This window comes from Hominenteromicrobium sp., assembly GCF_046974225.1.
GTDB classification, from domain to species: domain Bacteria; phylum Bacillota; class Clostridia; order Oscillospirales; family Acutalibacteraceae; genus Hominenteromicrobium; species Hominenteromicrobium mulieris.
Genome location: NZ_JBKWAE010000015.1, coordinates 17675 through 43370, shown reverse-complemented (window position 1 = coordinate 43370; position 25696 = coordinate 17675). Strand labels below are relative to the sequence as shown.

Here is a 25696-nt window from a genome sequence, read left to right as displayed (position 1 = left end):
CGCCGTGCAAAGGAAGCACGCGCCAAGGCGGATGCCGACGCACAGCCGTATGCAACGAAAGAATTCACGGCTCCGCAAAACAACGACCAGGCAAACGGCTGACCTGTGTGAAAGGATGGTAACAGATTCCCATGAAGTTTCATAATTTCGGATATTTGCTCAAAGAAGGCGTAAAAAACCTTTGGAAAAACAGAACGATGAGTATCGCCTCCATCGGCGTGCTGATCTCTTGCCTGCTTTTGACCGGCTGCGCAAGCCTTGTTTCCATCAACCTTACCTCCATGATGTCCTCCATTGAAGACAACAACAGCATCACGGTGTATCTGACGAACGGTTTGCCGTCTCTTTCCGCCGTGCAGGTTGGCGACCAGATTCGCAGCATCGAAAACGTGAGCGAATGCACCTTTGTGCCGAAAGACGACGGTCTTGCCGACATGATGGACTTGCTCGGCGAAAACGCCGTTGTGCTGGAGGGTTTGGACGGCGACGAAAACCCGCTGCCGGACGCTTATCAAATTTCCATGCATGATCTCTCCAAATATGACGAAACTATACAGCAGATACAGGCCATTGAGGGCGTGGATCACTACACCGATTACAGCGACATTGCCACAAAGCTTTCGAACATCGATATGATCGTGCGCGTGGCAAGCCTCGCAATCATCGTCATCCTCGCCATCGTTTCCCTGTTCATCATTTCCAACACCGTTAAGGTCACGATGTTCTCCCGCCGCACGGAAATCAGCATTATGAAGTCCGTCGGTGCAACGAACGGCTTCGTGCGCATCCCGTTCATCGTAGAGGGCATGCTCATCGGCCTCATTTCCGGCGGCATTTCCGTTGCGATTCTGCTCGTTGCCTATAAGTACGCGGTACAGGCGCTTTATAACATCGTGCCGTTCCTTAACGCTGTGGATATCGACCCGTATGTGATGTACATCATTGCGGGCTACGCCATTGTCGGTGCGCTGTTCGGCCTTTTCGGCGGCAGCATTTCCATCGGCAAATATCTCAATAACGAAGGAGAGAACGCAGTTGCGTAAGCACAGCTTTCTGCGCGGTCTGACCGCGTTTACGCTTGCAGGTCTTTTAGCCTTTTATTCCGGCGTGGTGCAGCTGCCGAACGTTTCGGCAGAATCCATCACGGACTTAAAATCTCAGCTTGCCGAACTCGAAAAGCAAGAGGAAGAAAACAACAAACGCCTTGAAGAACTGCGTGATGACGTAAGCCAAAAGCGCGCCTACCGCGACGAGCTGCAGGGCAAGATCGATATTATCCAGCAGCAGCTTGACATTCTGGTGCAGCGCATCAACGAGCTGGATGCGCAGATCGAACAGGGCGAGCAGGATATTGCTGACACACGCATCAGCATCAACGCAAATTATACGAAACTGAAAAAGCGCCTGCGCGCCTTATACATGGCGGGCGAAGCTTCTAACCTTTCCATTTTGCTGAGCAGCACAAGCCTTGTGGATTACACGCAGAAAAGTGAAGTCATACAGTCCGTTACAAAGCACGATACCGAGCTTTTGGACACGCTTGAAGAGCAACTGACCTCCATTCAGGAGCAGGTGGAAAAAATCAACGCGGACAAAGAAGAACTGAGCACCGACAAAAAGGATCTCGATTCCAAAAGCGATGAGCTCTCCGCACTGTACCTCGAAAACCAGAAGCTCTTAGACGAGGCCGAGCAGAACGAAGCCGAAGCACAGGCGGAAGCCGAGCGCCTCGAAAAGGAAAAAGAAGAGGCCGATGCGGCCATTGATAAATGGTACGAAGATTACTACGCCGCTTTGAAAGCCGCAAGCACGAACTCCGGCGGCTCTTACGACAGCGGTGTCGGATATATCGGCACGGGCAGCTTTGTGTGGCCGATGCCGGGTTACACCTACATCACCTGCTATTACGGCGACGGCGGCCACCGCGGCATCGACATTGCGGGCGGCGGCATCTACGGTAAGCCCATCGTTGCGGCAGACGGCGGCAAAGTCATTTACAGCGATTGGATGGACAGCTACGGCTACTGCGTGTTCATTGACCACGGCAACGGCTATTCCACGCGCTACGCGCATGCCAGCGCCCTTGCGTGCTCTGTGGGTGATACCGTCTCCCCCGGCCAAACGATCGCCTACGTGGGCTCTACGGGCAATTCTACGGGCCCGCACCTTCACTTTGAAGTTATTTACTACGGCAGCACCACGAACCCGTTCAATTACTTTTAATATCACACTCCTCTGATCCTTATAACACACAAGAAACGCTCCCGTTCCTCTGCACTGCGCAGGGAAACGGGAGCGTTTCTGTTCTATTGGGATTTGAATTACTTTGGAAACGCGCGGAATTCATCGAGGAACCAGACGTCCTGTGCCGTGAACTCGCGGCCGTCGAGGTAGCTTAACATGCCGGCCTCGGTCGTAAAGCGGAAGATAAGCTTATAGGAATAAAGCGCCTGATACGGGAAGCCCGTCTTTTTGTTCTGCACGTTTTTGCCGTATTTGCCGTCGCCCGCAAGCGGGTGGCCGATGGACGCCATGTGCGCGCGGATCTGGTGCGTGCGGCCGGTGAGCAGCTCCACCTCGAGCAAGCTGAAATCGCGGCGGGTCTCAAGCACCGTGTATTTTGTCCTGATGCTGCGGCTTTCGGGCGTTTTTTTATTCGAGATATACACGCGGTTCTGGCTCTCGTTTTTCTCAAGATAGCCCGTTAAAATATCCGTTTTCTTCTTCGGCACGCCGCACACAACGCAGAGATAGAGCTTATCCATCTCACGGTCCTTAACCTTTTGGTTCATGATACGCAGTGTCTCAGCATTTTTGGCCGCCATAACGATGCCGCCTGTGTTGCGGTCTATGCGGTTGATGAGCGCCGGGGCGAAAGAATTTTCCGCTTCCGGGTCATACTCCCCGTTTTCGTAAAGATAGTGCTGCACGCGCGCGATGAGCGAATCAAAATGATAGTGCTCGTCCGGGTGCACGATGAGCCCCGGCTTTTTATCGAGGATCATGATGTTCTCGTCTTCATAGATGATGTTGAGCTTCAGCGGGGCTTTCAGAAAATCGTATTCCTTCGGCGCCTGCGCGAAGAACTCGTCTTTCAAGTACATCGTCAGCACGTCGCCCTCCTGCAATCGCGTGGAAATCTCGCAGCGCTTGCCGTTTACCTTGATGTCCTTTTTGCGGATAGCCTTATACAGCATAGACTGCGGCAGGTTAGGGTATGTTTTTGTGAGGAATTTATCGACGCGCTGGTTGGCGTCGTTTTGAGCGATGGTGACCTGTTTCAAGTGGTGCTTCCTTTCCGGCGCAGTGTGAAGAAAAAGCGCGGCAGTGAGACGACGATGCCGATGCCGAGCGCAATGGCAATGGCGATTTTAATGGTCTCTACGCCCTTGGACATCGCCTCTACGTTGTTGTTCATGAAAATGTGATAGCCCGTATAATAAATACCGGCGCCGGGCACAACGGGAAAAATTCCGGCGATGAGGAACACGGGCAGCGGCGCTTTGCGCGCAAACGAGAATACACGCGCCAAATAGGTGAGGCCGAGCGCCGCAAAAAACGACGCGAACACAACATCGCCCGTAAAATATACATAGACGATATAAATAAGCCAGCTAAATGCGCCGACAAGCCCGGCGCAGACGTATTGCTCGCGCGGGGTATGGAAAATGATGGAGAACGCGATGGTTGCCACAAACGCCACCGCGGTCTGGATTGCCCAATCGAAAACAGCTTCCGGTGTCATAAGAGCGGCGCACCTCCTGTCAGGCTGATGTAGGTCATCACCACGGCACCGACGCCGATGGCGATGCACCCGCCGACCAGAAATGCGTCGATTATGCGGATGGTTCCACTCAGATAATCGCCGTTTAAAAAGTCGCGGATGGAGGTCGTCAGCGCCACGCCGGGCACAAGACGAATGATGGAGCCGATGATAATCTTATCTAAGCTGTCGCCGAGCCCCACGGTAAACAGCAGCACGGCGCAAACCGCCACAACAGCGCTTGACGCCAGATTGATGATGAATTTAGAGGCCGTGCGGCTATCGATGGCGTTTAGGAACACCTGCAAAACAAAGCCGCAGATGAACGCCGCAGCGGCGTCGAACACGGTGCCGCCAAACAGGTAGCTGAAGCACGCGCTGCCTACGGCACACGCAAGGTCGAGCCGAATGGGGTGCGTATACGGAATGGAAACGATCTCGTGCAAGCGCGCATAGGCTTCCTCTACCGAGACTTTGCCCGCGACAATCTCGCGTGAAAGCTGGTTGATGCCCACAATGCGCCCGAAATGAATGGTGGATCCGGGCACGAATTTCAGTTTTGTGTCGATCTTCTCTCCGTTTTCCACCGCGTTTGCAAAGATTGCGTTGGAAAGCACGTACACGTCGTATTCTTCTATGTCGTAGGCGCGCGCCACGCGCTCCATGGTCTCCTGCACGCGAAAAATCTCCGCGCCGTTTCTGAGCAGCGCCTCCCCCATTTTAAAGGAAAGCCCCGCTGCACTTTCACTGCGTTCTTCTGTCATCTTATTTCCTCTTTCGCCCCCATGTTTTCTGTGTTTTGCCGAAAACAAGTTTACCGCGTCCGGGCCTTCGTGTCAACCGTTCACGGACAAAAAGCGCAAAGCTGTCCGCGATTTTTTAATTTTGCTGCTCTTTCGGCTTTTTCATCGTGAGGGAAATACGACCGCGCGCAACGTCTACGGCAAGCACCCACACGGTCACAATGTCGCCAACCTTCAAAACATCGGACGGGTGACGCACGAATTTATCAGAGATCTGCGTGATGTGCACAAGGCCGTCCTGATGCACACCGATATCGACGAATGCACCGAAATCGATGACGTTGCGCACCGTGCCGCGCATTTCCATGCCGGGCTTCAAGTCCTTCATGTCCTTGATGTCGCTGCGCAGGATGGGACTGGGCAACTCGTCACGCGGGTCGCGGCCGGGCTTTTCCAGCTCCGCGATGATGTCTTTTAACGTCGGCTCGCCTACACCGCACTGCACGGCGAGCTTTGCGATGCCCAGCTTTTCCGCTTCCTCCTTGAGTCCCTTAAAACCGCCCTCCGGCGCTTTTTTGAGGTCATAGCCGCAGGCGGTGAGTAAAGTGCCTGCCGCATCATACGATTCCGGATGCACACCGGTGTGGTCTAAGATATTCTTGCTTTCCGGCACACGCAGAAAACCTGCGCACTGCTCGAACGCTTTCGGCCCGAGCTTCGGCACTTTTTTGATCTGCGTGCGCGTTGTGAACGCGCCGTTTTCCTGCCGATACGCGACGATGTTCTTCGCCACGGCGGAGGAAATGCCCGCGATGTTTTCGAGCAGCGACGGTGATGCCGTGTTGAGGTCAACACCGACCGCATTCACGCAGGCTTCGACTACGCCGCCGAGCGCTTCATCCAGACGCTTTGCGGGCATATCGTGCTGATACTGCCCCACACCGATGGCCTTCGGGTCAATCTTCACGAGCTCTGCAAGCGGATCCTGCAAGCGGTGCGCGATGGAAACGGCGCTGCGCAGCGTCAGGTCGTACTCCGGGTACTCTGCCGCCGCAAGCTTCGACGCGGAATAGACCGACGCGCCCGCCTCGCTGACAACCATGTAATCGATATCAAGATGATTTTCGCGCAGCGTTTCGTCGGTGAAGATCTCCGTTTCCTTCGACGCCGTGCCGTTGCCGATAGCGATGAGTGTGACGCCATACTTTTTGATAAGCCTTACGAGCGTCTGTTTGGCTTCGCGCACGCGTGCCTCACTGTGCGTGGGATAAATGACGCCGGTGTCGAGTACCTTGCCCGTGGCATCGACAACGGCGACCTTGCAGCCCGTGCGGTAGCCGGGGTCAAGGCCGATGGTCACGCGGCCTTTGACGGGCGGCTGCATCAAAAGCTGACGGAGGTTTACGGAGAACACCTTAATGGCGTTGTCGCACGCTTTTTCGGTCAGCTCCGCACGAATTTCCCGCTCGATAGACGGGAAAATGAGACGGCCGTATGCGTCAACTGCGGCTTCGCGTACGACTTCGCTGCACGCGGAATTGCCCTTTACGTAAGCGGAGGTCAAGATTGCCTGCCCGCGCACGTCATCCATTTCAAGCGAAACTTTTAAAAGGCCCTCGCGCTCGCCGCGGTCCAGCGCCAGAACGCGGTGGCCTGCGATTTTTGCCGCCGGCTGAGAGAATTCATAATACATGCGATACACGGAATCCTCGTCCTTTGCGGCGCGGCTCGTGATGACGCCCTGCGCCATGGCAGCCATGCGCAGGCGGCGGCGCATAACGGCGTCGTCGGAAATTGTCTCCGCGATGATGTCCTTCGCGCCGTTCAGTGCGTCTTCCGACGTATTAACACCATTTTCTGCGTTGACGTAACCCTCGGCGAGCTTCATCGGGTCAACACCCTTTTCCTGCGCCAGAATTTTCTTTGCAAGCGGCTCTAAGCCGCGCTCCTTTGCCATGCCGGCACGCGTTTTGCGCTTTGGGCGGAACGGGCGGTAAATATCGTCGATCTCTGCCAGCGTTGCCGCATTTATAAGGCTTTTTTCAATTTCGGGTGTCAAATTTCCCGTGCCCTCGATAAGCTCGCGCACTTCCGCCTTGCGCGTATCAAGATTGCGCAGGTACTGCAGGCGCTCGTACACCGTGCGGATGGTCTGGTCATCGAGCGATCCGTGCTCCTCTTTTCTGTACCGCGCGATAAACGGGATGGTGTTGCCTGCGTCGATGAGCTCAATGAGCTTTGCCGTTTGCTGTTCTTTTAAGTGAAACTGCGCCGCCAGCGCGGCTGCGTAATTTGTCATGCTGTTTTCCCCGGCTTTCAAATTTGTGAAAGCTATCCTTTCCGTATAGACGCCCGACTTTACACACGGCAACTTTCCTTAAATGCGTATGTGTATTCCGTCAAAAAGGCATTGCAATTTTGAGTTTTTCATGGTATAATAAACAAAAGAATGTGAATTTTACCTGAAATTCCGTCTCTATTATAACACAAATCATCACAAAGGAAAAGCCGTGTTTGAGGCGAAGAAGATTTTTTATGATTGATACCGTTATTTTTGATATTGGAAATGTGCTGACCGAATGGCACTGGCACAACAGCTTTGTGGAGTGGTTCGGCGAAGATCTTGTCGATACACTTGCAAACGCAACCGTGATGAGTCCCGAATGGGCAGAGATCGACCGCGGCGTGCTGACAGAGGAAGAAGTTGTCGCGCTGTTGACGAAAAACGCGCCGGACTACCCGGAGCAAATCAGGCGCATTGTTCACGACAGCCACGAGCTTGTCACCGTGTACCCTTACGCGGCGGACTGGGTGCGCAATTTGAAAAAGAAAGGCTACAAGGTCTACATACTTTCAAACTTCAGCGAATTCGGCTTTAACCGTGTGAAAGACACGTTTGATTTCCTGCCGTATGCGGACGGCGCACTCATTTCGTATGAGGTAAAGCTTGTAAAGCCGGACAGGAAAATTTACGAAACACTGTGCGAGCGCTTCGACATCACGCCGGAAAACGCCGTTTTCCTCGATGATAACGCGAAAAACACCGAAGCTGCGCGGGAATTTGGTCTGCACGCCATCACGGTAGAAAACAAGGAACAGACTGACCGCGACTTGCACGTGCTCGGCGTAACATGGTAAAAATCGGCAGTGTTTGCCGATCAAGTTATTTTTTAATTCTTATTGGAGGATGAATCACTATGAAACTCGGTATTATCGGTGCACCGGAAGCCAAAACACTGGTACACGCAAAAGAACTCGGACTCGACTTCGTTGAGTTTGACCTGAACCCGACTGAATTTTTCGGTCGTCCGCTGGACGAGGTCGTCAAGAACCAGGACGAGATCAAAAAGGCCATTGAAGAGACCGGCGTTGAAGTCGGCGCGGTAGGCCGCTGGGCAAGCCATATTCTGGACGAGAACGGCGACGTGATCGAAGCGGAGTGGAGCGAAGTGAAGAAAGCCATCGATTTCGGCGCAGCACTCGGCGCAAAGCACTATCTGTGCAGCGTTGCGTATGTTCCGCAGCTTTCCTACTACAAGAACATCACCGCGGCTATTAAGGTTCTGAACCAGATCGTTTCCTACGCAAAGGAAAACGGCATGAAGTGCGGCATTGTCAACTGCATGATGGGCGGCAACTACATTCGCACGCCGGAGCAGTGGAAGCTTGTTCTGGACGAAGTTCCTGGCCTTGGCATCAAGTATGATCCGTCCCACAGCTTCGTACATGGCGGCGACAAGGGCGCATACCTCAAGGAAGGCATGGAATGGGGCGACAAGTTCGTATATTGCCACGTAAAGGGCGTTATCCAGTACGGCGACTCTCACGAGCCGTCAGAGTGGAAAAACCGCGAGTTGATGGTTCGTCACCCGGAGCTCAAGGACGAGCTGATGGGCGACTTTGCGGCAGACAGACGTTACTACGACAACCCGCCGGCAGGCATCGATTCCATCAACTGGCGCGCATTCTTCGCGGTACTGTATCAGCACGATTATGACGGCTACCTCGCGATCGAACCGCACTCCATGACTTGGCAGGGCGAAAAAGGCGAGAAGGGCGTTAAGTACACCATTAAGTACATTCGCGACCTTATGCTGTAATTTTAGCTTAATAAACGCAGACGGACACCGGGCATTCGGTGTCCGTCTTTTTTTGATGCAACGCAAAAACGGCAGCCCGCAGGCTGCCGTTTCGGACACATGTGAAATTACTTACCCTCGTTCTCTTTATCGAGCTTCACGTTGCGGAAGTAGAGAAGCATATCGATGGTGATCTCGATGAAGTTCAGGCAATAGAAGACCCAGCTCAAAACGAAGATCGGACCGCTCTTGCCGATGACAAAGAACTGGATGCACTTCATCACAATTCCGGCGATGTAGCCGAGCCAGATGAAGATCTCAAACTGCAGGCTCTTGCCCTTAGCGGTTCTGGACTTTACAGATTTGTAAATGGAAAGCGGCCAGGAAAGACCGAATGCAAGGATCATTACGGTTTCCAGTATTTCAGCAATCATTTCAGGTGTCATGCGTTTATTCCCCTTAAACTAAATTTTCGGAATGCACTGTGCAAAAAATTCTGAAAGCTGTGCGCGGCACATCCTGTTTAATATAAGCAAGAGCGGAACCTAACCCATAGTTCCGCTCCTGTTATTTTTACAACTTAAGCGTTCTTTTCCGCTTCGTGTGCCTTGTGCTCTGCAAGGTACTCTGCGCGGCCTTCTTCGTAAAGGTTGTTGCCTTCGCTGTCGATGATGACGACGAGCGGCATATCCTCTACATACAGCTTGCGCAGTGCCTCGGCGCCGAGATCCTCATACGCGATGAGCTCTGCCTTCTTGATGCACTTTGCGAGCAGCGCGCCTGCGCCGCCGATGGCACCGAAGTAAACGCCGTTATACTTCTTCATGGCTTCTACGACTTCCGGCAGACGAGCGCCCTTGCCGATCATGCCGCGTGCGCCCACGGACATCATGGTCGGGGCATACGCGTCCATACGGCCGCTGGTGGTAGGACCTGCGGAACCGATGACATGACCCGGCTTTGCCGGGGTCGGGCCTACGTAGTAGATCGTAGCGTCCGTAGGATCGAACGGGATCTTCTCGCCGCGTGCAAGTGCCTCGCACATTCTCTTGTGGCCGGCATCGCGGGAAGTATAGATGGTACCGGTCAGCAGAACTCTGTCACCGGCATGGAGCGTCTTTGCGAGCTCCGCAGTCAAAGGCAGTGTAATACGCTTTTCCATTTTACAGCACCTCCGTCTTATGACGCGTTACATGGCAGTTGATGTTGACAGCGCACGGCATGCCGGCAATATGAGTCGGCATGGTCTCGATGTTGAGGCCGATGGCCGTCGTCTTGCCGCCGAAGCCCTGCGGGCCGATGCCGAGCTGGTTGACCTTTTCGAGCATCTCTTTTTCAAGGTCTGCATAGAACGGGTCCGGGTTCTCGGAATCAAGCGGGCGCATGAGCGCCTTCTTTGCAAGCAACGCTGCTTTATCAAACGTACCGCCGATGCCTACGCCGACGACCATCGGCGGGCACGGGTTCGGGCCTGCGGTCTCTACGACCTCAAGGATAAAGTCCTTGATGCCCTGCAAGCCGGCGGACGGCTTGAACATACGGATCTGGCTCATGTTTTCGCTGCCGAAGCCCTTCGGGCCGACGGTGATCTTCACCTTGTCGCCCGGGACGATCTCGGTGTACAGCATAGCCGGGGTGTTGTCGCCGGTGTTGCCACGGCGAACCGGGTCCTTAACAACGGACTTTCTCAGGTAGCCCTTGTCGTAACCGCGGCGCACGCCCTCGTTTACGGCTTCCGTAAGGTCGCCGCCGACGAAGTGCACGTCCTGGCCGATCTCAAGGAATACGCAGGCCATGCCGGTATCCTGGCAGATCGGAACGCACTCGTTATCTGCAATTTCAAAATTTTCGATGATGTTGTCCAGAATGCCCTGTGCAATCTGGCCGTCTTCGCAGGCGCGGCAGGAGCGGATGGCGCACTTTACGTCCTCCGGCAGGTGCTCGTTTGCCGCGATGCACAGCTTCTCAACAATGTCTGTGATCTGGCTGACTTCAATTTCACGCATGGATTTATCCATTCCTTTCCGGAAAAAATTATCTCTCGTGACGAGCGTAATGCGGCAGCAGCAGCGGGGAAACATCCTCGGATTCGATGCCTGCGCTCTTCAGCTCTTCTGCATAGTCCTCAATATGCTTGAGGGTAAGGGTGCCGAGCTCGGTCTCCTTCGCCTTTGCGGCAGCAGCCTTACCGGCATTGCGGCCAAATACGATGATGTCGAGCAGGGAGTTGCCCATCAGACGGTTGCGGCCGTGAATGCCGCCGACAGCCTCGCCTGCAACGAGCAGGTTACTGATAGCCTTTGTGAATCCGTCGCCGCCGATCTCGAGGCCGCCGTTCTGGTAGTGGAGCGTCGGGTAAACGAGAATCGGGCTCTTGCGCATATCGATGTCATAGTTCAGGTACATGCGCAGCATAGCCGGGATACGCTTCTCAATGGTGCCCTCGCCGCCGATCTGCTCGATCATCGGGGTATCGAGCCAAACGCCGGAGCCCAGCGGGGTGGTAACGCCCTTGTGGCGGTCTGTGCACTCACGGATGATGGAAGCCGCAGCAACGTCGCGGGTCTCCAGCGGATGCATGAACGCTTCGCCGTCTACGTTGACGAGCATTGCGCCGAGGGAGCGAACCTTCTCCGTTACGAGTGCGCCGTAGATCTGTGCCGGGAACGCAACGCCGGTCGGGTGATACTGAATGGTATCCTGATACAGCAGCGGAGCGCCTGCACGGTAGCCGAGCACAAGGCCGTCGGCCGTTGCGCCGTAATGGTTGGAGGTCGGGAAGTTCTGGTAGTGCAGACGTCCCGCACCGCCGGTGGCGATGATGACGGTCTTTGCACGTGCGACCATGTAGTCGCCGGTCTCCATGTTGAGGAGAACAGCGCCCGCTACCTGACCCTTTTCGTCCTTGATGAGCTCAACAGCAGAGGTAAACTCAACGACCGGGATGCCGCGGTTAATAACTTCGTCGCGCAGGGTACGCATGATCTCCGCACCAGAGTAGTCCTTGCAGGCGTGCATTCTCTTTCTGGAGGTGCCGCCGCCGTGGGTGGTGACCATAGTGCCGTCTTCGGTCTTATCGAACATAACGCCGAGCTCATTCAGCCACTTGATGGCGTCCGGAGCTTCCATAACAAGGCGGCGCAACAGTTCCGGGCGGGCAGCGAAGTGGCCGCCGCCGAATGCGTCGAGGTAATGCTGAACCGGGGAATCGTTCTCTTTATCGGCAGCCTGAATGCCGCCTTCTGCCATCATCGTGTTCGCATCACCGATGCGCAGCTTTGTCACGATCATGACCTTCGCACCTGCGTTGTCCGCCTCAATAGCTGCGGAAGCACCTGCGCCGCCGCCGCCGATGATGAGCACGTCGGTGTCGTAATCGATCTTCGTCAGATCGATCGGGTGGTGGAGCAAACGGCTGTTGGAGTGCAGCAGATGACCAAGCTCCTTCGGTACCTTCTCACCCTTGTTCGGGCCGATCTTAATGGTATCGAAGCCGTCTTCTCTGTAATCAGGATGGTACGCCTTCAGAAGGGCATCCTTTTCTTCTGCGGTCATACGTCTGGGTTCCATGCCCAGGCGTTCCTGTCTGGTTGCCTCTACTTTTTTGACAGAGGCAAGCATTTCCGGTGTAAACATGGCTATACCCTCCTTATTTCTCGATCTCTCTGTTGTTATAGAGCTCCTGCATCTCGGTGATCGGCTTCTGCATGATCTGCTCAATCAGCTCGTCGTATGCACCCTCGTGGATCTCTTCAACACGCTTTGTCAGGTGCTTGCTCTCCGGCTCGATGTACTTGCCGGTGAGACGTCTTGCCAGCAGGCCGACCATCGGGTGAGAGATGCCCGCGGGACATCTGACGGTGCAGCAGCCGCAGCTTACGCAGTCGAAGGACTCTTCTGCGCACTTTTCAAGCTCGCCGCGCTGTGCGTATGCAATGTACTGCATAACGTTCAGGTTCTGCGTGCAGGCCTTTGTGCAGGCGTTGCAGCCGATGCAGCTGTAAATTTCCGGATAAAGCTCCATCATGATCTGCTGGTTCGGCTTGATCTCGTTGATGTCATAAGTACGCTTGTCTGTGGGGAAGAACGGAATGCTTGCAACATACATGCCCTCCTGCACCTGTGTCTGGCAGGCAAGGCAGGTCTTCAGCTCGTTCACACCCTTAATGCGGTAGATAGTTGCGCAGGCGCCGCAGAAACCGTGACGGCAGCCGCAGCCTCTTTTCAGCGTATAACCGGCATACTCCATAGCGGTCATAATCGTGAGGTCTGCGGGGACGCTGTACTTCTTACCGAAAAAATATACATTTACCATATTTTCCATGTTACGCCAACCCCTTTCTTAATACTCGTTCGGCAGCTCGTCGATCTCGTCGCAGCGGAACACCGGGCCGTCCTTGCAGACATACTTGGAACCGATGTTGCAGCGGCCGCACTTGCCGATGCCGCACTTCATGCGCAGCTCCAGCGTGGTGTAGACCTGTTCTTTCGAGAAGCCCATTTCAATCAGCGATGCTAAGCAGAATTTGATCATGATCGGAGGTCCGCAAAGCAGCGCCGTTTTGTTTGTATCGAAGCCGAGCTCCTTGAGGTATGCCGGAACAAAGCCGACGTGGCCGTCCCAGCCCTCCTGCTCGCGGTCGATCGTGAGATATACGTTCACGCCTTCCGTCTTCATCCATACGTCCTGAATTTCCTTCAGCTGTACAAGGTCGTCCTTGGAACGGGAACCGTACAGAATATCTACGGTGCCGTAATCACTGCGGTTGTCGAGCACGTAGTTGATGACAGAACGCAACGGTGCAAGACCGATGCCGCCGGCGATAAAGAGCAGGTTCTTGCCCTTTAATTTGTCTTCTACCGGGAAATGGTTGCCGTACGGGCCGCGCACGGTAATCTCATCGCCCACCTCAAGGCTGTGCAGGTAGTCTGTAAGCTGACCGCACTTCTTGATGCTGAATTCCTGGTATTCTTTGTTCGTCGGCGAAGAGGTGATGGAGAACATACCCTCGCTGACGCCCGGTGCGCACAGCATAGCGCACTGGCCGGGCATATGCTCGAAGAGCTTGCCGCCCTCCGGCGCATTGACGCGGAACGTCTTGACGTCCGGGGTCTCCTCACGGATGTCCGTGATGACGCCGACCTGCGGGATCAGAACGTCTTTTACATAGTTATCATGGCAATGACAGGTATCACTCATGGTTTGCAGCCTCCTTTTCAAACGCCTTGATGACCTTCACGATATTGAGCGAGGACGGGCACTTTTCCACGCAGCGGCCGCAGCCTACGCAGGAATACATGCCGTCGTTATTCGCCGGGAAGTACACGAGCTTATGCATGAAACGCTGACGGAAGCGCTGCATCTGGCTCGTTCTGTTGTTGCCGTGCGCCATCATCGTAAAGTCGGAGTACATGCAGGAGTCCCAGCAGCGATAACGCTGAATGCCGTGGCCCGTGTCGTAGTCCTTGATATCATAGCACTGGCAGGTGGGGCACACAAAGGTGCAGGTGCCGCACGCAAGGCACGGCTTATAAAGCTTCTCCCAAACGGGGGAGTTGAATTTTTCTTCGGTGACGTTGCCGTTCCAACCCTCGAGAGAGAGGTTCGTGTACGGCAGCTTCTCTACGATTGCGCGGATGTTCTCCTGTTCGGTCTCCACGGCCTTTTCGTCTGCTGCGTCGGCATTTTCGAGCACGCCGGAGAGCGCTTCGGTGAGGGCAGTGCCCTTGTCCGTTACAGCTTTCCAGTAGAGCGTGTCGTTTGCGTTCCACATGACGACATCGGCGTCCGGCTCAGCGCAGTCAACGCCGAAAACCTTACAGAAGCAGGACTCCTCCGGCTCGTGGCAGGCAAGCGCCACGATGGTGCCGTGCTCGCGTCTTGCGCGGTAGAACGTATCGACCGGCTCAGCGAGGAAGACCTTATCGAGGACCTTAATGCCCTGAATGTCGCAGGCCTTCATGCCGAACGCGACGAAGTTCTGATCTGCAAGCGTCTGCGGCTCAACAGAGAGCTTGTGCTGTTCTTTTTTGACCGTGTAAAGTGTCTCGCTCTGCGGGAAAAACATATCTTTCGGAGATTTCACCGTCTTAAGTGTTTCAATGTCTGCATTGCAGCCTTCAAACCACGCGGCGAAGTTGACCTGACCGTTGTTGTTCACCGGCAGGAACAGCTCCTGCTGTGCCGCGATCGCTTTCAGCAGCTCGGGCAGCTTACTTTTTGCAATCTTGAACATGGCTTATCTCCTTCCCCCGGTAACGCCCGGCTCTACGTCGTTGAAGGTAAAGCTCGTCAGCGGGCTCTTTGCCTCCGGATCGACACCGGCCTGGAACTCACCGTAAAATTCGTCGATATCCTTGATGAACTTGCGGTTGAAGAGATGCAGCGGAATGCCCTGCGGACATACGCGGCTGCACTCGCCGCAGTCTGTGCAGCGGCCGGCAACGTGGAATGCACGGATGATGTGGAACATTCTCTCCTCAAAGGAGTCCACGTTCGCCTTCTGTGCGCTGTCAAACTTCGTGCTGTCGAAGACGCACTTGCGGCAGCTGCACGCCGGACACACATTGCGGCAGGCGTTGCAGCGGATGCAGCGGCTGAGCTCATTCTGGAAGAAAGCGAACTTTTCTTCCGGGCTCATGGCTTCGATCTTCTCGACCTCTGCAAAGCGGTCTGCGTCCTTTGTGTCGCGGCTCTCGCCGATGGTCTCGTCGAAAATCTGGTGCTCCTTGCCCTTGCAGACATGGCAGCGCTCCAGCATGCAATCCTTATAGGCGAGCGTCTTTTCGCCGTAGAGCGTCTCCACGGTGATGTTCTCGTTTGCATCATCGATCGTGATGTTCGTGATGCCCTTAACGCCCTGCTCCTTGATCTTCTCGAAGCTGAGCTTGCCCATGCAGCCGACACCGATAATGTAAGCCTTATCACGGTCTACGCGGTGCTCTGCTATGAGCTGGTTGAAGCTGTAAGAATCGCAGGGCTTCAGGAAGACAAGCGTCTTGCCCTCAAGCTTCGAGCCCTCGATCATATATTTACTGAGGTTCGCGCCGCAGAAGCCGTTGTAGACGAAGTTTGCGTCCAGATCCTCCGCCGTCTCAAAGTAAGACGGCTCCGGGTTATAGGACATATCGCCACGACGCCAGCCGAGCACACGGTTTACGGTGCCATCGCTGAGCAGCTCTTTTGCGCGGTTGATCATTTCCTGCATCTCAAATCCTCCAGTCTGACGTTCTTGCCGAGCGAAGTAATCTTCGCCACGAACTCATTCATGGTCTGGGAGAACTTTACGCCCTCTGCTGCGGAGACCCATTCCACACGGGTGCGTCCGTGCTCCACGCCGATGTAATCGAGCATAGAGAACAGAAGCGCCATTCTTCTTCTGGCATAGTAGTTGCCGGTGCTGTAATGGCAGTCGCCCGGGTGGCAGCCGCACAGGATAACGCCGTCTGCGCCCTTTTCAAAAGCATGCAGGATGAACATGGGGTTCACACGGCAGGAGCACGGCACGCGGATGATCTTAACGTCTGCCGGATAAACCAAGCGGCTGCTGCCTGCAAGGTCTGCGCCGGCGTAGCTGCACCAGTTGCAGCAGAACGCAACGATCTTCGGCTTGAACTCTTCGTTTGCTGTTATCGACATATTGCATCCACCTCCGCAAGAATCTGTCTGTTTGCAAAGCCCTGCAGATCCATTGCGCCGGACGGGCAGGTAACGGTGCAGGCACCGCAGCCCTGGCACAGCGCACTGTTGACAACGGCTACGCGGCGATCTTCACGGATGCCGTGGTCGTTGATGAGCTTTGTCTCATAGCTGATTGCGCCGTAGGGGCAGACGTTTGCGCACTGCGAGCAGCCGTTGCAGAGCAGCTCGTCGCTCTTAGCGGTGCACGGGTTCGTCATCAGCTTATCCTTCGCGAGCAGACCGATGGCCTTAACAGCCGCCGCGCCTGCCTGCGCGACCGTTTCCGGAATATCCTTCGGGCCCTGGCATACGCCGGAGAGGAATACGCCCGCCGTCGGGGACTCGACCGGGCGCAGCTTTGCGTGAGCCTCGGTGAGGAAGTTATTGGTATCGATGCTGGCGGTCAGCATGGTCGCAATGCGGCGCACGTCCGCGTTCGGCTCAATCGCCGTTGCGAGGACGACCATATCCGCTTCCATCAGGATCTGCTTGTTGTCGAGCAGATCAACGCCCTGCACAAGCAGCTGGCCGTTCGGCTGCGGCATGACCTTGCCGACCTGACCCTTGATGTAGTTTACGCCGTAATCTTCCACGGCGCGGCGGTAGAACTCATCGAAGTTCTTACCGGGGGTACGCACGTCGATGTAGAACACCGTTACGTTGACGTCCGGGTATTTATCACGGATCAGCATGGCGTGCTTTGCCGTGTACATGCAGCAAATCTTGGAGCAGTAGCTCTTACCGCGCTTATCGGAGCAACGGCTGCCTACACACTGGATGAACACCATATTCTTCGGGTGCTTGCCGTCGGAAAGGCGCTCCAGATGACCCTTCGTGGGACCTGCCGCGTTCATGATGCGCTCGAGCTCGAGGGACGTGATGACATCCTTGCTCTGGTTGTATGCGTACTCGTCGTACTTATCGAGCTTGATGGTATCGAAGCCGGTAGCGACAACGATAGCGCCGTACTTCTCGGTAACGATTTCATCCTTCTGCTCGTAATCGATGGCGCCCGCCTGACAAACCTTCTGGCACAGACCGCACTTGCCGGTCTTGAACTTGATGCAAGCTTCACGGTCGATGACCGGGACGTTCGGGATTGCCTGTGCGAACGGGGTATAAATAGCGCTTCTCGTGTTCAAGCCGCGGTTGAATTCGCTCGGGGTCTTTCTGGAAGGGCATTTCTCCTGGCAGACGCCGCAGCCGGTGCACTTAGACATATCGACGCTGCGCGCCTTCTTGCGGATGTCCACGGTGAAATCACCCACGAAGCCGGAGACCTTCTCCACTTCGCTGTATGTATACAGATGAATCTTCTCGTTTGCGGAAGCCTCCACCATTTTCGGGGTCAAAATACATGCGGAGCAGTCGAGCGTCGGGAACGTCTTATCGAGCTGGCTCATACGACCGCCGATGCTGGGGGTCTTCTCAACGATATCGACTTCATAGCCTGCGTCTGCAATGTCGAGCGCAGTCTGAATGCCTGCGATACCGCCGCCGATGACGAGCGCGCGCTTTGTTACGCGGCTTTCGCCCGGGAACAGCGGCGCGTCAAGATTGACCTTTGCGATAGCCGCTCTGGCAAGGATGACGGCCTTTTCGGTCGCTTCTTCCATGTTCTTGTGGATCCAGGAGCAGTGCTCACGGATGTTTGCAATCTCGACCATGTACGGGTTGAGGCCGGCTCTTTCCGCCGTTTTGCGGAAAGTCGTCTCGTGCATACGCGGGGAGCAGGAACAAACCACAAGACCGGTCAGGTGTTTTTCGCGGATGGCTTCGATGATCTTCGCTTGGCCGACCTCGGAGCACATGTACTGATAATCTTCCGCGTGCACGACACCCGGTTCATGACTGACCATTTCTACGACTTTCTTTACATCTACCGTAGCTGCGATGTTGCTGCCGCAATGGCACACAAATACACCAATTCTCTGCACGCTATCACCTCCTGTATCTTCTGAACGCGCTCACAAGGAGCTGCTGGGGCAGATCCGGATCCAAAAGCTCCGGGATCTCGTCCGGCGTAAGATATGCTTCACCGCGCTGGCGCACGACAAGCTGTCTTGCCGCATCGATGAGCTTGCCGGGCTTAACGTCTCTCGGGCAGCGCTCAATGCAGGCAAAGCAGGAAAGGCACTTCCAAAGGGACTTGGAATTCACAAGGGACTCAATGTCGTCATTCAGCACATAGGAAACGAACTGGTGAGGCTTAATGTCCATTTCGTTGAACGACGGGCAGGATGCGGAACATTTGCCGCACTTCATGCACTTGTAGGGGTTGACGCCGCTGATCTCGCGGATCTGCTCCGCCTGTTTGCTGATGCTCACTTTAACGCCTCCTCTTTCACGCCAAGGGCCTCTGCGAGAAGCTCGGTGAAGTAATACACCGGGATCTTGCCGCTGCCGCTCTTGTTGAGATTATACATGCAGAGTGGACATGCCGTGATGAGCATTTCCGCGCCTGCACCGGCTGCGCTGTCTACGATATTGCAGCTCATACGGCCGCTCATTTCTTTTTCTTTAAGGGAGATATAGCCGCCGCAGCACTCGTTGCGGTACGGATATACGACCGGCTCTGCGCCGATGGCACGAATGAAGTCTTCAATGATCTTCGGGTTCTCCGGATCGTCAAAGGCCAGCACGGTGCTCGGTCTGAGCAGCAGGCAGCCGTAATATGCGCCGATCTTTCTGCCCTTTAACGGGTTGACGACCTTTTTCTTCAGTTCGTCAAAGCCCACGCGGTCGCGCAGAACTTCAAGGTAATGCAGCACATTCGTCTCGCCGGCATAGGGCTCGTCAAGCTGCATGTAGTTGTTGGCTCTCGTGCGGATGTCCTCCACGTTTCTCATGTCGTCGTTGACTCTTTTGATGACATGATGACATGCGGAGCAAAGCGTCACGAGGTCCTGGCCCTTTTCCTTCGCTTCGTTCAAAGCGCGGACGGAGGAAAGTTTTGTTGCGATCTCGTCGGACCCGAGCGGGTAGACACCGCCGCAGCACTGCCAGTTTTCGATTTCTTCCAATTCAAATCCGAGCGCCTTTGCGGAAGCTCTGGCATAGGCGTCAAGATCCTTTGCCTTCGTTCTCAAGGTACATCCCGGATAATAGCTGTACTTCATAGCTACTCCTGTCATCCTTTCTATAAATTGATTTTGGGTTATGCTTCAAAATAAATTTGACCGATGGTTTCTTTCAGCTTGTCTGCGGAAGCGTGGAGTTTTTGCATTTCGTCCTCCGTCAGCCTCACAGGCAGCTTGCCCTGCACGCCGTTCGGGCCCACAATGGCGAGTGTGCTGATGCACACGTCCTCTAACCCGTATTCGCCGTGCATCATGGTGGAAACGGTCACGATGGAATTGTATGCGGAAAGCAGCATGCTGCACAGTCTGCACACGGAAACCGTGACCGCGTAGAACGTGGCGCCCTTGTTCTTGATGATCTCGCCGCCGGATTTATGTACATACTCCGCCATGGCGTCCTTGTCCACGGGCAGGGCATGCATCAGCTCCACATAGTCGTCCAGTTTCGCACCGGAAACCTCTGCGCACGACCACGGGATAAAGGAAGAATCACCGTGCTCACCGAAAACATAGGCATGAATGTTCTTCTGCGCAATGTTAAAGTGGCTGGCAAGTCCGAAACGCAAACGCGCGGTATCCAGCGCGGTACCGGAGCCGATGATCTGGTTTTCCGGGATGCCGGAGATTTTCATGAACACGTAGGTGATGATGTCCACCGGATTGCTGACGATGATGTACAGCGCGTTCGGTGCGGCCTTTGCGATGTTCGGTGCAATGCTTTTGATGATGTCGACATTCGTCTGCGTCAATTCAAGGCGCGACTGACCGGGTTTTCTGGCCACGCCGGACGTAATGATGACGATGTTGGAGTCCTTTGCATCCTCGTAATCTCCCGATTTAATGGAAATCGGGTCGCGGAAGCAGGTGCCCTGAATGATATCCATCACTTCGCCCTCTGCCTTTTGCTTGTTGATGTCGATCAGGACAATCTCCGTTGCGATGTCTTCGTTGGAAAGCGTATATGCAATGGTTGCGCCTACGCTACCGGCACCAATTACGGTGATTTTGCTTTTCATTGTCCCGGATCACTTCCCTTCCTGTGCTGTGCCCGATGGGAAGCACAATGTTCCTCCACGGGCGGGATCTTCTGAGTTACATGAAAACAAAGGGGGTAAAACACAGTTTTCCCCTTTCCCCACTCACGGGGTACATACTCAGCCTAATAAATTCTATCATATCGATATCTTTTTATCAAGCATTTTCGCGATTTTTCTATATGAAAATATCGGAATTTACGGCTTTTTCAGAAAGTAAAACAAAAGCCGCGCGGGCCTCTTTTGAGTTTGATACATCTTTCACAAATACGAATTCCGTGTTTCGTTCTCTGTGCGAAAAAAGCGCGCCCAAATCACCTTCGGGTACGCTTTTAGTTCGTTTACGCTTGCTGTTTTCAGTTTAATTCAGCCGACTGTGAACATCTTTCTGACAATGTTTCGTAACGCCGTTTGGGAAACCCATTGACCGGGTTTCCGCAGCCTTTTGAAAAAGGCTGGCGAAAACTTTATTCGCCCCGTTCCACGTCAGCTTTTTGTTCCGGTAACGTCGGCGGTTCCGGCAGAATCAAAGACTCCGTACGTAGCACCGGCAGTTCAAACCAGAATGTGCTGCCTTTACCCTCCACGCTCGCGACGCCGTACCGCCCGCCGTGCAGGTCCAGAATTTTCTTCACGATGGAAAGCCCCAATCCCGTGCCGACCTGTGCGCGTTTGTGCTCCTTATCGACCTTATAGTAGCGATCCCAGATGTACTGCAATTTATCCGCCGGTATACCCTCGCCCGTATCGCGAATAGATACGCGCACGGTGCTTTCCGTCACGGTCTGGTCGATATACACGGTCTTGTTCCCGCCCGAATAGTTGATGGCGTTGTTCACAAGGTTATACAGCACCTGTGAAATTTTCAGCTGATCGGCGCAGACATACACCGTGCGGTCATACGTGAACGGGAAGCTGAAATCCGCCAACTTGTCGTAGCGGTGCAGCGTATTGCGGATATCCTCCGTCAAATTGAATTCGGAAACCGTCAGCGTCAATGCGCCCGCCTGTAATTTAGAGAGATCTAAAAGGTCGTTGACGATGCCTGTCAGGCGGTTTGCTTCGTCGATGACGATCTGCACGTTTTCCGGCGTGTTTTCGCCCGGAATGTCGCGCATCACCTCGGCATAGCCGGAGATCATCGTCAGCGGCGTGCGCAGATCGTGCGAAACATTGGCGATCAGCTCGCGGCGCAGATCTTCAACCTTGCTCAGCTCCGCCGCGGCATAGTTCAGTGTCGCGGCAAGCTCCGCCACCTCTCTTGCGCCCTGTTCCGGGAAACGGATGTCATATTTTCCCTCGCCCAGCTGCTTTGCAGATTCGTTCATCTGTTCCAAGGGCTTTGAAAGACGCGAAGAGATAAACAGTGCCAGCCCGAACGAAAGCAGGATCATTACGCCCGTCAGACACCACAATTGTATTTTCAGCGTTTCCACCGTGGAATCAACCGGGATCACGTCGCAGGACAGCAGCACAAGATACTCGTTCCCGCTCGAAAGCGTGACGGTCTGCGCGTAAATGATCGTGCGATCCTGCCGTTCTATAGTGCTCGTCGGGTCTGTGATGTTGTCGTCCATCACGCTGCCGCCCGCCGCTTTCACCTCGGTGAAAAGCTGCTTGCAATCGAGGTAATCAAAGCGCTCCAGCACGCCGCCGCGCGCCGCCGGGGAAAACGACACATTTGAGCCGTCGCTGTTGGAAATGAGGATAGAAATATTCGTCGAACGCGTCACTTCAAAATAATCGTTCGCAGAAGCACTTTCGTCCAGCATCGCCACCACACGGTTCGCCACGCTGCGCACCTCATTGACCTTGATGGCTTTATAAAATGTGTTGAGCAGTGTGATTTGAAATGTCCACAACAGCGTCACAATAATCGCCGTAAACAGCACGAACCCCAGCATGACCTGCATGCGTATGCCCGGCTTGCGCCATTTTTTGAATTTATGCTTCTTTACTGTCTGTTCGCCCATAGTCCCGCCGTCCTTATGCGCCGTGCGTTTCAAAGCGATAACCCACACCGCGCAGCGTCACAATGAATTTACTGTACGGGCCGAGGCTGCGGCGCAGCAGCTTGATGTGCGTATCCAGCGTGCGGTCGTCACCGTAGAAATCATACCCCCAAACATTTGTGATAAGCATTTCGCGTGTGAGGGCGATGTTGCGGTTGTTGACCATGTAAAACAGCAGGTCATATTCCTTCGGGGACAAATCGGCACGCACGCCGTCCACCGTGACGATCCGTCCGGTAAAATCGATTGTCAGGCCCTCCGCCCGGAACAACTCGTGCTTCGGTATTGCGGTGCGCTGCACACGGCTCATCACAGCGGCAACGCGCATCATCAGCTCTTTCGGAGAGAACGGCTTCACGACATAATCGTCCACGCCGAGTTCAAAGCCATGGATTTTATCATACTCCTCGCCGCGTGCGGAAAGCATGATGACGGCCGGCGATGCAATCTTCTTAATCTCCGCCACGGCCGAAAAACCGTCAAGCTCCGGCATCATCACATCCATGATGACAATATCGAACGCATCGGGCGTTCTGCGGAACAGGCGCACCGCCTCCATGCCGTTTTCCGCTTCCGTCACCTCGTGCCCCTCAAACTCCGCGTATTTGCGGATGAGCAGGCGAATTTTCGCTTCATCGTCCACGACTAAAATTCTGTACATGACAAGGCCTCCTTTTAACTGTTCCGCTCCGTTTACCTGTATCATAACGCACTTTTGTGAAAAAGCGGTGAATGCCGAATGAAAACTGCCATGCCGTATGCGCCTTCCCGCTTTTATTCCATGTGGAAATTATATAAATATCCGGCCCTGTTTTCAAGTATTTCCACGATTTATTTCTTTCACGAAGAAATTTTTCTATTGCCTGTTGACATTTCGGGAAAAGTGGAGTAAGATATTTTATAGAAAATACATACAAATCATTCAAGTATTTTCCATCATTTTAGAGTGTTTTTACAATCCCCTTTCCGGTTTTATCGCATAGAGATGGGCGGAACGGGTGTTTTGTACACTTTATGTTGAGAAACCCGAGGAGGCGAGTCTATGTTACCGATTATTACCATTGCGCGTCAGTACGGAAGCGGCGGCCACGAGGTCGGCGAGCGCCTGGCGGAAAAATTGAATGTCCCCCTTCTCGACAAGCAGCTGATCGCCATGGCGGCAAAAAAGAGCGGGCTGAGCGAGGAAGTCTTTGAAAAGGCGGACGAAAAAGCGGGCAACAGCCTTTTGTATTCCATGGTGATGGGAAACTACACCTTCGGAAGCCGTATCACCGGCATCAACGATATGCCCATCAACGATAAGCTGTTCATTCTTCAAAGCGACATCATCAAGTCGGCTGCGGATAAAGGCCCGTGCGTCATCATCGGACGCTGCGGCGACTACATCCTGCGCGAGTACGACAACGTGTTCCGCGTCTTCATCCACGCCAACAAGGAAGCGCGCATCAAGCGCATTTTGAGCAAAGGTCTGTGCGATGAGAAGAAGGTCTCCGATTTTATCACAAAACGCGATAAGCAAAGAGCAAATTACTACAACTTCTACTCGAATAAGCGCTGGGACGATCTCTCGAATTATCACCTCACCATCGATTCTTCCGAATTCGATATTGACGAGGTTGCGGAGATCATCATTACGGCCATCGGCAAGATCAAGCCGCCCGCAAAGAAGTAAGCCTTTGCACATTCAATTTGAGTTTACCTTACCTTTTATATTTTTCATTTTTTATCCCTTCAGAAAAAGAGGCGTACCTTTTGGTGCGTCTCTTTTTCTATGGTCATATTCTTTTATCCCGTTACGGAGTCTATCTCGCTGTCGCCGCCCTCTATGCGCACACTCACGCGCTGCGGCAGGCACACGGCAGATTCTCCCGCACGCTTGATAATCCCCTTGTTCACACAAATTTTGTCCGGGCACGGGCTCGAAACGAAATGTGCGCCGTCTTTGTCAAGCTCAATCACCGCGCCGTTCACTTCCAGCGTTAATGGCTCCTTTAAATCGGCCAGCACAACGCGGCGGTACACTTCGCCATCCTGCTCAATGACGGCCTCTGCCCCCTTCGGGCGCGTTTTGGCATAGAGATACACGCCTGCCGCCACAGCGAGCACCAAAACGAGCAGGAGCGCTTCTTTCCATGAAAATTTTCGCTTTTCCATCGCAGCCCCTCTTTCAGGAAACAAGCGTGTAATCGCGGCTTGTAAGTGTAAAGCGGTCTTTCAGTCCGTCCGTCACCGTGATGTTGTTGTCTGAATTGATGAAAATACCTTCGGCATCGAATTCTTCCAGCAGCTTCATGCCGTCTTCTCTGCCGAGCACAAAGCACGCTGTGGAAAGCGCATCGGAAAGCACGCCGCTTTTCGCGACGACCGTCACGGAAACAAGGCCGCTTTCTGCCGGGTAGCCCGTTTTCGGATCGAGCAGATGGTGGTATAAAACGTCGTCCTGCTCAAAGTATTTTTCGTAGCTGCCGGAGGTGGAGACAAAGCCCTCCGCCAGCGTTACCGAACCGAGAGAGCCGTCACCGTTCGGGTCGCGCACCGCCACGCTCCACGGCTTGCCGGAGCTTTTTTCGCCGTATACGCCCACGCTGCCGCCGACCGCGATGATAGCCGCTTTTGCGCCCGCTTCTTCGTAGGCTCTGACTGCCGCGTCACACGCCGCACCTTTGCCGACCGAACCGAGGTCCACCGCCATGCCGAGATTTTTCAAAGACGCCGCCTGCTCCGTTTCGTCTATGCGCAGCAAGGAGTAATTCACATACGACAGTAAGGATGTGATGAGGTCACTGTCCGGCACTTCGTTCAATTCGTCATCAAAGTCCCATAAGCGCGAGATCGGCGCAATGGTCACATCGAATGCGCCGCCGCTTTTTTCCGAAACCGACTGCGCCTGCGTTAAAACGTTCAGCGTTTCATCACTCAGCGTCACCCAGTCCTTGCCCGCGTTGTTATTCAGCTTCTGAATATCGCTGTTCGCCACACGCCAGGAGATTTTCTGCTCCAGCGCTTCCACCGCGTCCGCCGCTTTCACGGCCGCGTCCTCGCGGTTTTCGCCGTAAACGGTTTGCTGCACGTAGCTGCCCATGGCGTAGGTCGTCACCTCGTACCGTTCTTCTTCGCGGTCCAAAAGCGGAAACAGCGCCAAGACAACGATCACCAAAAACAAAACTGCAACAAAAATCAGCGTCAGATGTTTCGCTTTCTTTTCCGTAATCGTTTTAAAAGAAAAACGCGCCGGGCGCTTTACGTTTGCTTTCATAAAGACGAAATTCCTTCCGTTTGAGTTTCGGAACAATTTTAGCACAGA

At 54.3% G+C, this 25696-nt stretch carries 26 protein-coding genes; 5 read left to right on the top strand and 21 right to left on the bottom strand.

Annotation, left to right across the window (positions count from 1 at the left end; translation table 11 throughout):
* Positions 1–131 precede the first annotated feature (131 nt).
* Complete coding sequence (ftsX, locus tag ACLTX1_RS10685; RefSeq protein WP_176820958.1) at positions 132–1043, top strand: permease-like cell division protein FtsX; 912 nt, start codon at positions 132–134, stop codon at positions 1041–1043.
* Positions 1036–2223 (top strand): murein hydrolase activator EnvC family protein, encoded by a 1188-nt coding sequence (locus ACLTX1_RS10680; protein WP_308449311.1) that lies wholly within the window; start codon positions 1036–1038, stop codon positions 2221–2223. Before ftsX ends, ACLTX1_RS10680 begins: the two co-directional genes overlap by 8 nt.
* Positions 2224–2321: 98 nt before the next feature.
* Here the strand turns inward: ACLTX1_RS10680 and ACLTX1_RS10675 are convergent, their stop codons facing one another.
* The 4 genes from ACLTX1_RS10675 to ACLTX1_RS10660 form a co-directional block, all read right to left on the bottom strand.
* Positions 2322–3284, bottom strand: a complete 963-nt coding sequence (locus ACLTX1_RS10675; RefSeq protein WP_176820956.1) for an RluA family pseudouridine synthase — start codon at positions 3282–3284, stop codon at positions 2322–2324.
* Complete coding sequence (locus ACLTX1_RS10670) at positions 3281–3745, bottom strand: threonine/serine exporter family protein (protein WP_308449313.1); 465 nt, start codon at positions 3743–3745, stop codon at positions 3281–3283. Before ACLTX1_RS10670 ends, ACLTX1_RS10675 begins: the two co-directional genes overlap by 4 nt.
* The gene (locus tag ACLTX1_RS10665; protein WP_308449314.1) at positions 3742–4527 is read right to left on the bottom strand and encodes a threonine/serine exporter family protein; all 786 of its coding nucleotides are present in this window, start codon (positions 4525–4527) and stop codon (positions 3742–3744) included. Before ACLTX1_RS10665 ends, ACLTX1_RS10670 begins: the two co-directional genes overlap by 4 nt.
* Positions 4528–4642: 115 nt before the next feature.
* Positions 4643–6805: a Tex family protein gene (locus tag ACLTX1_RS10660; RefSeq protein ID WP_308449315.1), complete on the bottom strand. Its 2163-nt coding sequence runs from the start codon at positions 6803–6805 to the stop codon at positions 4643–4645.
* Positions 6806–7041: 236 nt separating this feature from the next.
* Here ACLTX1_RS10660 and ACLTX1_RS10655 point away from each other — a divergent pair, with 236 nt between their 5' ends.
* Together ACLTX1_RS10655 and ACLTX1_RS10650 are read left to right on the top strand one after the other, a co-directional pair.
* Positions 7042–7644, top strand: a complete 603-nt coding sequence (locus ACLTX1_RS10655) for an HAD family phosphatase (RefSeq protein WP_308449316.1) — start codon at positions 7042–7044, stop codon at positions 7642–7644.
* Positions 7645–7703: 59 nt separating this feature from the next.
* The gene (locus tag ACLTX1_RS10650) at positions 7704–8606 is read left to right on the top strand and encodes a sugar phosphate isomerase/epimerase family protein (protein WP_176820951.1); all 903 of its coding nucleotides are present in this window, start codon (positions 7704–7706) and stop codon (positions 8604–8606) included.
* 107 nt (positions 8607–8713) lie between these two features.
* Here ACLTX1_RS10650 and ACLTX1_RS10645 read toward each other — a convergent pair whose 3' ends face one another.
* The 15 genes from ACLTX1_RS10645 to ACLTX1_RS10575 form a co-directional block, all read right to left on the bottom strand.
* The gene (locus ACLTX1_RS10645) at positions 8714–9031 is read right to left on the bottom strand and encodes a hypothetical protein (protein ID WP_308449317.1); all 318 of its coding nucleotides are present in this window, start codon (positions 9029–9031) and stop codon (positions 8714–8716) included.
* 134 nt (positions 9032–9165) lie between these two features.
* On the bottom strand, positions 9166–9747 hold the full coding sequence (locus tag ACLTX1_RS10640) for a Fe-S-containing hydro-lyase (RefSeq protein WP_176820950.1): 582 nt from the start codon (positions 9745–9747) through the stop codon (positions 9166–9168).
* Position 9748: 1 nt separating this feature from the next.
* A complete protein-coding gene (locus tag ACLTX1_RS10635; protein WP_176820949.1) occupies positions 9749–10591 on the bottom strand; it encodes a fumarate hydratase in 843 nt (280 codons plus the stop codon).
* A gap of 28 nt (positions 10592–10619) precedes the next feature.
* A complete protein-coding gene (locus ACLTX1_RS10630; RefSeq protein WP_343285357.1) occupies positions 10620–12221 on the bottom strand; it encodes an FAD-dependent oxidoreductase in 1602 nt (533 codons plus the stop codon).
* A gap of 13 nt (positions 12222–12234) precedes the next feature.
* Positions 12235–12909, bottom strand: a complete 675-nt coding sequence (locus ACLTX1_RS10625) for a 4Fe-4S dicluster domain-containing protein (protein ID WP_176820947.1) — start codon at positions 12907–12909, stop codon at positions 12235–12237.
* Between the two features lie 18 nt (positions 12910–12927).
* Complete coding sequence (locus ACLTX1_RS10620) at positions 12928–13785, bottom strand: FAD/NAD(P)-binding protein (RefSeq protein ID WP_176820946.1); 858 nt, start codon at positions 13783–13785, stop codon at positions 12928–12930.
* Entirely contained in the window at positions 13778–14821 is a 1044-nt protein-coding gene (locus tag ACLTX1_RS10615; RefSeq protein WP_308449319.1) for a 4Fe-4S dicluster domain-containing protein, read from the bottom strand. The genes ACLTX1_RS10620 and ACLTX1_RS10615 overlap by 8 nt, the downstream gene beginning before the upstream one ends.
* Before the next feature lie 3 nt (positions 14822–14824).
* The gene (locus tag ACLTX1_RS10610; protein ID WP_176820944.1) at positions 14825–15793 is read right to left on the bottom strand and encodes a 4Fe-4S dicluster domain-containing protein; all 969 of its coding nucleotides are present in this window, start codon (positions 15791–15793) and stop codon (positions 14825–14827) included.
* Positions 15781–16224 carry a hydrogenase iron-sulfur subunit gene (locus tag ACLTX1_RS10605; RefSeq protein WP_308449320.1) on the bottom strand — a complete coding sequence of 148 codons (444 nt, stop codon included), beginning with the start codon at positions 16222–16224 and terminating at the stop codon, positions 15781–15783. The genes ACLTX1_RS10610 and ACLTX1_RS10605 overlap by 13 nt, the downstream gene beginning before the upstream one ends.
* A complete protein-coding gene (locus tag ACLTX1_RS10600) occupies positions 16215–18203 on the bottom strand; it encodes a CoB--CoM heterodisulfide reductase iron-sulfur subunit A family protein (RefSeq protein ID WP_308449321.1) in 1989 nt (662 codons plus the stop codon). Before ACLTX1_RS10600 ends, ACLTX1_RS10605 begins: the two co-directional genes overlap by 10 nt.
* Before the next feature lie 4 nt (positions 18204–18207).
* Positions 18208–18594 (bottom strand): 4Fe-4S dicluster domain-containing protein, encoded by a 387-nt coding sequence (locus tag ACLTX1_RS10595; RefSeq protein WP_308449322.1) that lies wholly within the window; start codon positions 18592–18594, stop codon positions 18208–18210.
* Complete coding sequence (locus ACLTX1_RS10590; RefSeq protein WP_412330918.1) at positions 18591–19385, bottom strand: CoB--CoM heterodisulfide reductase iron-sulfur subunit B family protein; 795 nt, start codon at positions 19383–19385, stop codon at positions 18591–18593. Before ACLTX1_RS10590 ends, ACLTX1_RS10595 begins: the two co-directional genes overlap by 4 nt.
* A 38-nt stretch (positions 19386–19423) precedes the next feature.
* A complete protein-coding gene (locus ACLTX1_RS10585) occupies positions 19424–20362 on the bottom strand; it encodes an L-lactate dehydrogenase (RefSeq protein WP_343285358.1) in 939 nt (312 codons plus the stop codon).
* A 485-nt stretch (positions 20363–20847) separates the two neighbouring features.
* Complete coding sequence (locus tag ACLTX1_RS10580; protein WP_412330912.1) at positions 20848–22353, bottom strand: sensor histidine kinase; 1506 nt, start codon at positions 22351–22353, stop codon at positions 20848–20850.
* 13 nt (positions 22354–22366) lie between these two features.
* A complete protein-coding gene (locus tag ACLTX1_RS10575) occupies positions 22367–23053 on the bottom strand; it encodes a response regulator transcription factor (protein ID WP_308449325.1) in 687 nt (228 codons plus the stop codon).
* Positions 23054–23434: 381 nt separating this feature from the next.
* Here ACLTX1_RS10575 and ACLTX1_RS10570 point away from each other — a divergent pair, with 381 nt between their 5' ends.
* A complete protein-coding gene (locus tag ACLTX1_RS10570; RefSeq protein ID WP_176820939.1) occupies positions 23435–24064 on the top strand; it encodes an AAA family ATPase in 630 nt (209 codons plus the stop codon).
* A 113-nt stretch (positions 24065–24177) separates the two neighbouring features.
* Here the strand turns inward: ACLTX1_RS10570 and ACLTX1_RS10565 are convergent, their stop codons facing one another.
* Positions 24178–24546 (bottom strand): NusG domain II-containing protein, encoded by a 369-nt coding sequence (locus tag ACLTX1_RS10565; RefSeq protein WP_308449326.1) that lies wholly within the window; start codon positions 24544–24546, stop codon positions 24178–24180.
* Positions 24547–24559: 13 nt separating this feature from the next.
* Positions 24560–25648, bottom strand: a complete 1089-nt coding sequence (locus ACLTX1_RS10560; protein ID WP_412330911.1) for an FAD:protein FMN transferase — start codon at positions 25646–25648, stop codon at positions 24560–24562.
* Positions 25649–25696 lie beyond the last annotated feature (48 nt).

Bases quoted from the DNA above. Each gene is read 5' to 3' on its own strand.
- ACLTX1_RS10645 (WP_308449317.1), bottom strand. From the start codon at position 9,031: ATGACACCTGAAATGATTGCTGAAATACTGGAAACCGTAATGATCCTT.
- ACLTX1_RS10605 (WP_308449320.1), bottom strand. From the start codon at position 16,224: ATGTCGATAACAGCAAACGAAGAGTTCAAGCCGAAGATCGTTGCGTTC.
- ACLTX1_RS10565 (WP_308449326.1), bottom strand. From the start codon at position 24,546: ATGGAAAAGCGAAAATTTTCATGGAAAGAAGCGCTCCTGCTCGTTTTG.
- ftsX (WP_176820958.1), top strand. From the start codon at position 132: ATGAAGTTTCATAATTTCGGATATTTGCTCAAAGAAGGCGTAAAAAAC.
- ACLTX1_RS10590 (WP_412330918.1), bottom strand. From the start codon at position 19,385: ATGAAGTACAGCTATTATCCGGGATGTACCTTGAGAACGAAGGCAAAG.
- ACLTX1_RS10620 (WP_176820946.1), bottom strand. From the start codon at position 13,785: ATGAGTGATACCTGTCATTGCCATGATAACTATGTAAAAGACGTTCTG.
- ACLTX1_RS10570 (WP_176820939.1), top strand. From the start codon at position 23,435: ATGTTACCGATTATTACCATTGCGCGTCAGTACGGAAGCGGCGGCCAC.
- ACLTX1_RS10630 (WP_343285357.1), bottom strand. From the start codon at position 12,221: ATGTTTACACCGGAAATGCTTGCCTCTGTCAAAAAAGTAGAGGCAACC.
- ACLTX1_RS10650 (WP_176820951.1), top strand. From the start codon at position 7,704: ATGAAACTCGGTATTATCGGTGCACCGGAAGCCAAAACACTGGTACAC.
- ACLTX1_RS10615 (WP_308449319.1), bottom strand. From the start codon at position 14,821: ATGTTCAAGATTGCAAAAAGTAAGCTGCCCGAGCTGCTGAAAGCGATC.
- ACLTX1_RS10655 (WP_308449316.1), top strand. From the start codon at position 7,042: ATGATTGATACCGTTATTTTTGATATTGGAAATGTGCTGACCGAATGG.
- ACLTX1_RS10610 (WP_176820944.1), bottom strand. From the start codon at position 15,793: ATGCAGGAAATGATCAACCGCGCAAAAGAGCTGCTCAGCGATGGCACC.
- ACLTX1_RS10670 (WP_308449313.1), bottom strand. From the start codon at position 3,745: ATGACACCGGAAGCTGTTTTCGATTGGGCAATCCAGACCGCGGTGGCG.
- ACLTX1_RS10635 (WP_176820949.1), bottom strand. From the start codon at position 10,591: ATGCGTGAAATTGAAGTCAGCCAGATCACAGACATTGTTGAGAAGCTG.
- ACLTX1_RS10625 (WP_176820947.1), bottom strand. From the start codon at position 12,909: ATGGAAAATATGGTAAATGTATATTTTTTCGGTAAGAAGTACAGCGTC.
- ACLTX1_RS10560 (WP_412330911.1), bottom strand. From the start codon at position 25,648: ATGAAAGCAAACGTAAAGCGCCCGGCGCGTTTTTCTTTTAAAACGATT.
- ACLTX1_RS10575 (WP_308449325.1), bottom strand. From the start codon at position 23,053: ATGTACAGAATTTTAGTCGTGGACGATGAAGCGAAAATTCGCCTGCTC.
- ACLTX1_RS10585 (WP_343285358.1), bottom strand. From the start codon at position 20,362: ATGAAAAGCAAAATCACCGTAATTGGTGCCGGTAGCGTAGGCGCAACC.
- ACLTX1_RS10640 (WP_176820950.1), bottom strand. From the start codon at position 9,747: ATGGAAAAGCGTATTACACTGCCTTTGACTGCGGAGCTCGCAAAGACG.
- ACLTX1_RS10580 (WP_412330912.1), bottom strand. From the start codon at position 22,353: ATGGGCGAACAGACAGTAAAGAAGCATAAATTCAAAAAATGGCGCAAG.
- ACLTX1_RS10665 (WP_308449314.1), bottom strand. From the start codon at position 4,527: ATGACAGAAGAACGCAGTGAAAGTGCAGCGGGGCTTTCCTTTAAAATG.
- ACLTX1_RS10660 (WP_308449315.1), bottom strand. From the start codon at position 6,805: ATGACAAATTACGCAGCCGCGCTGGCGGCGCAGTTTCACTTAAAAGAA.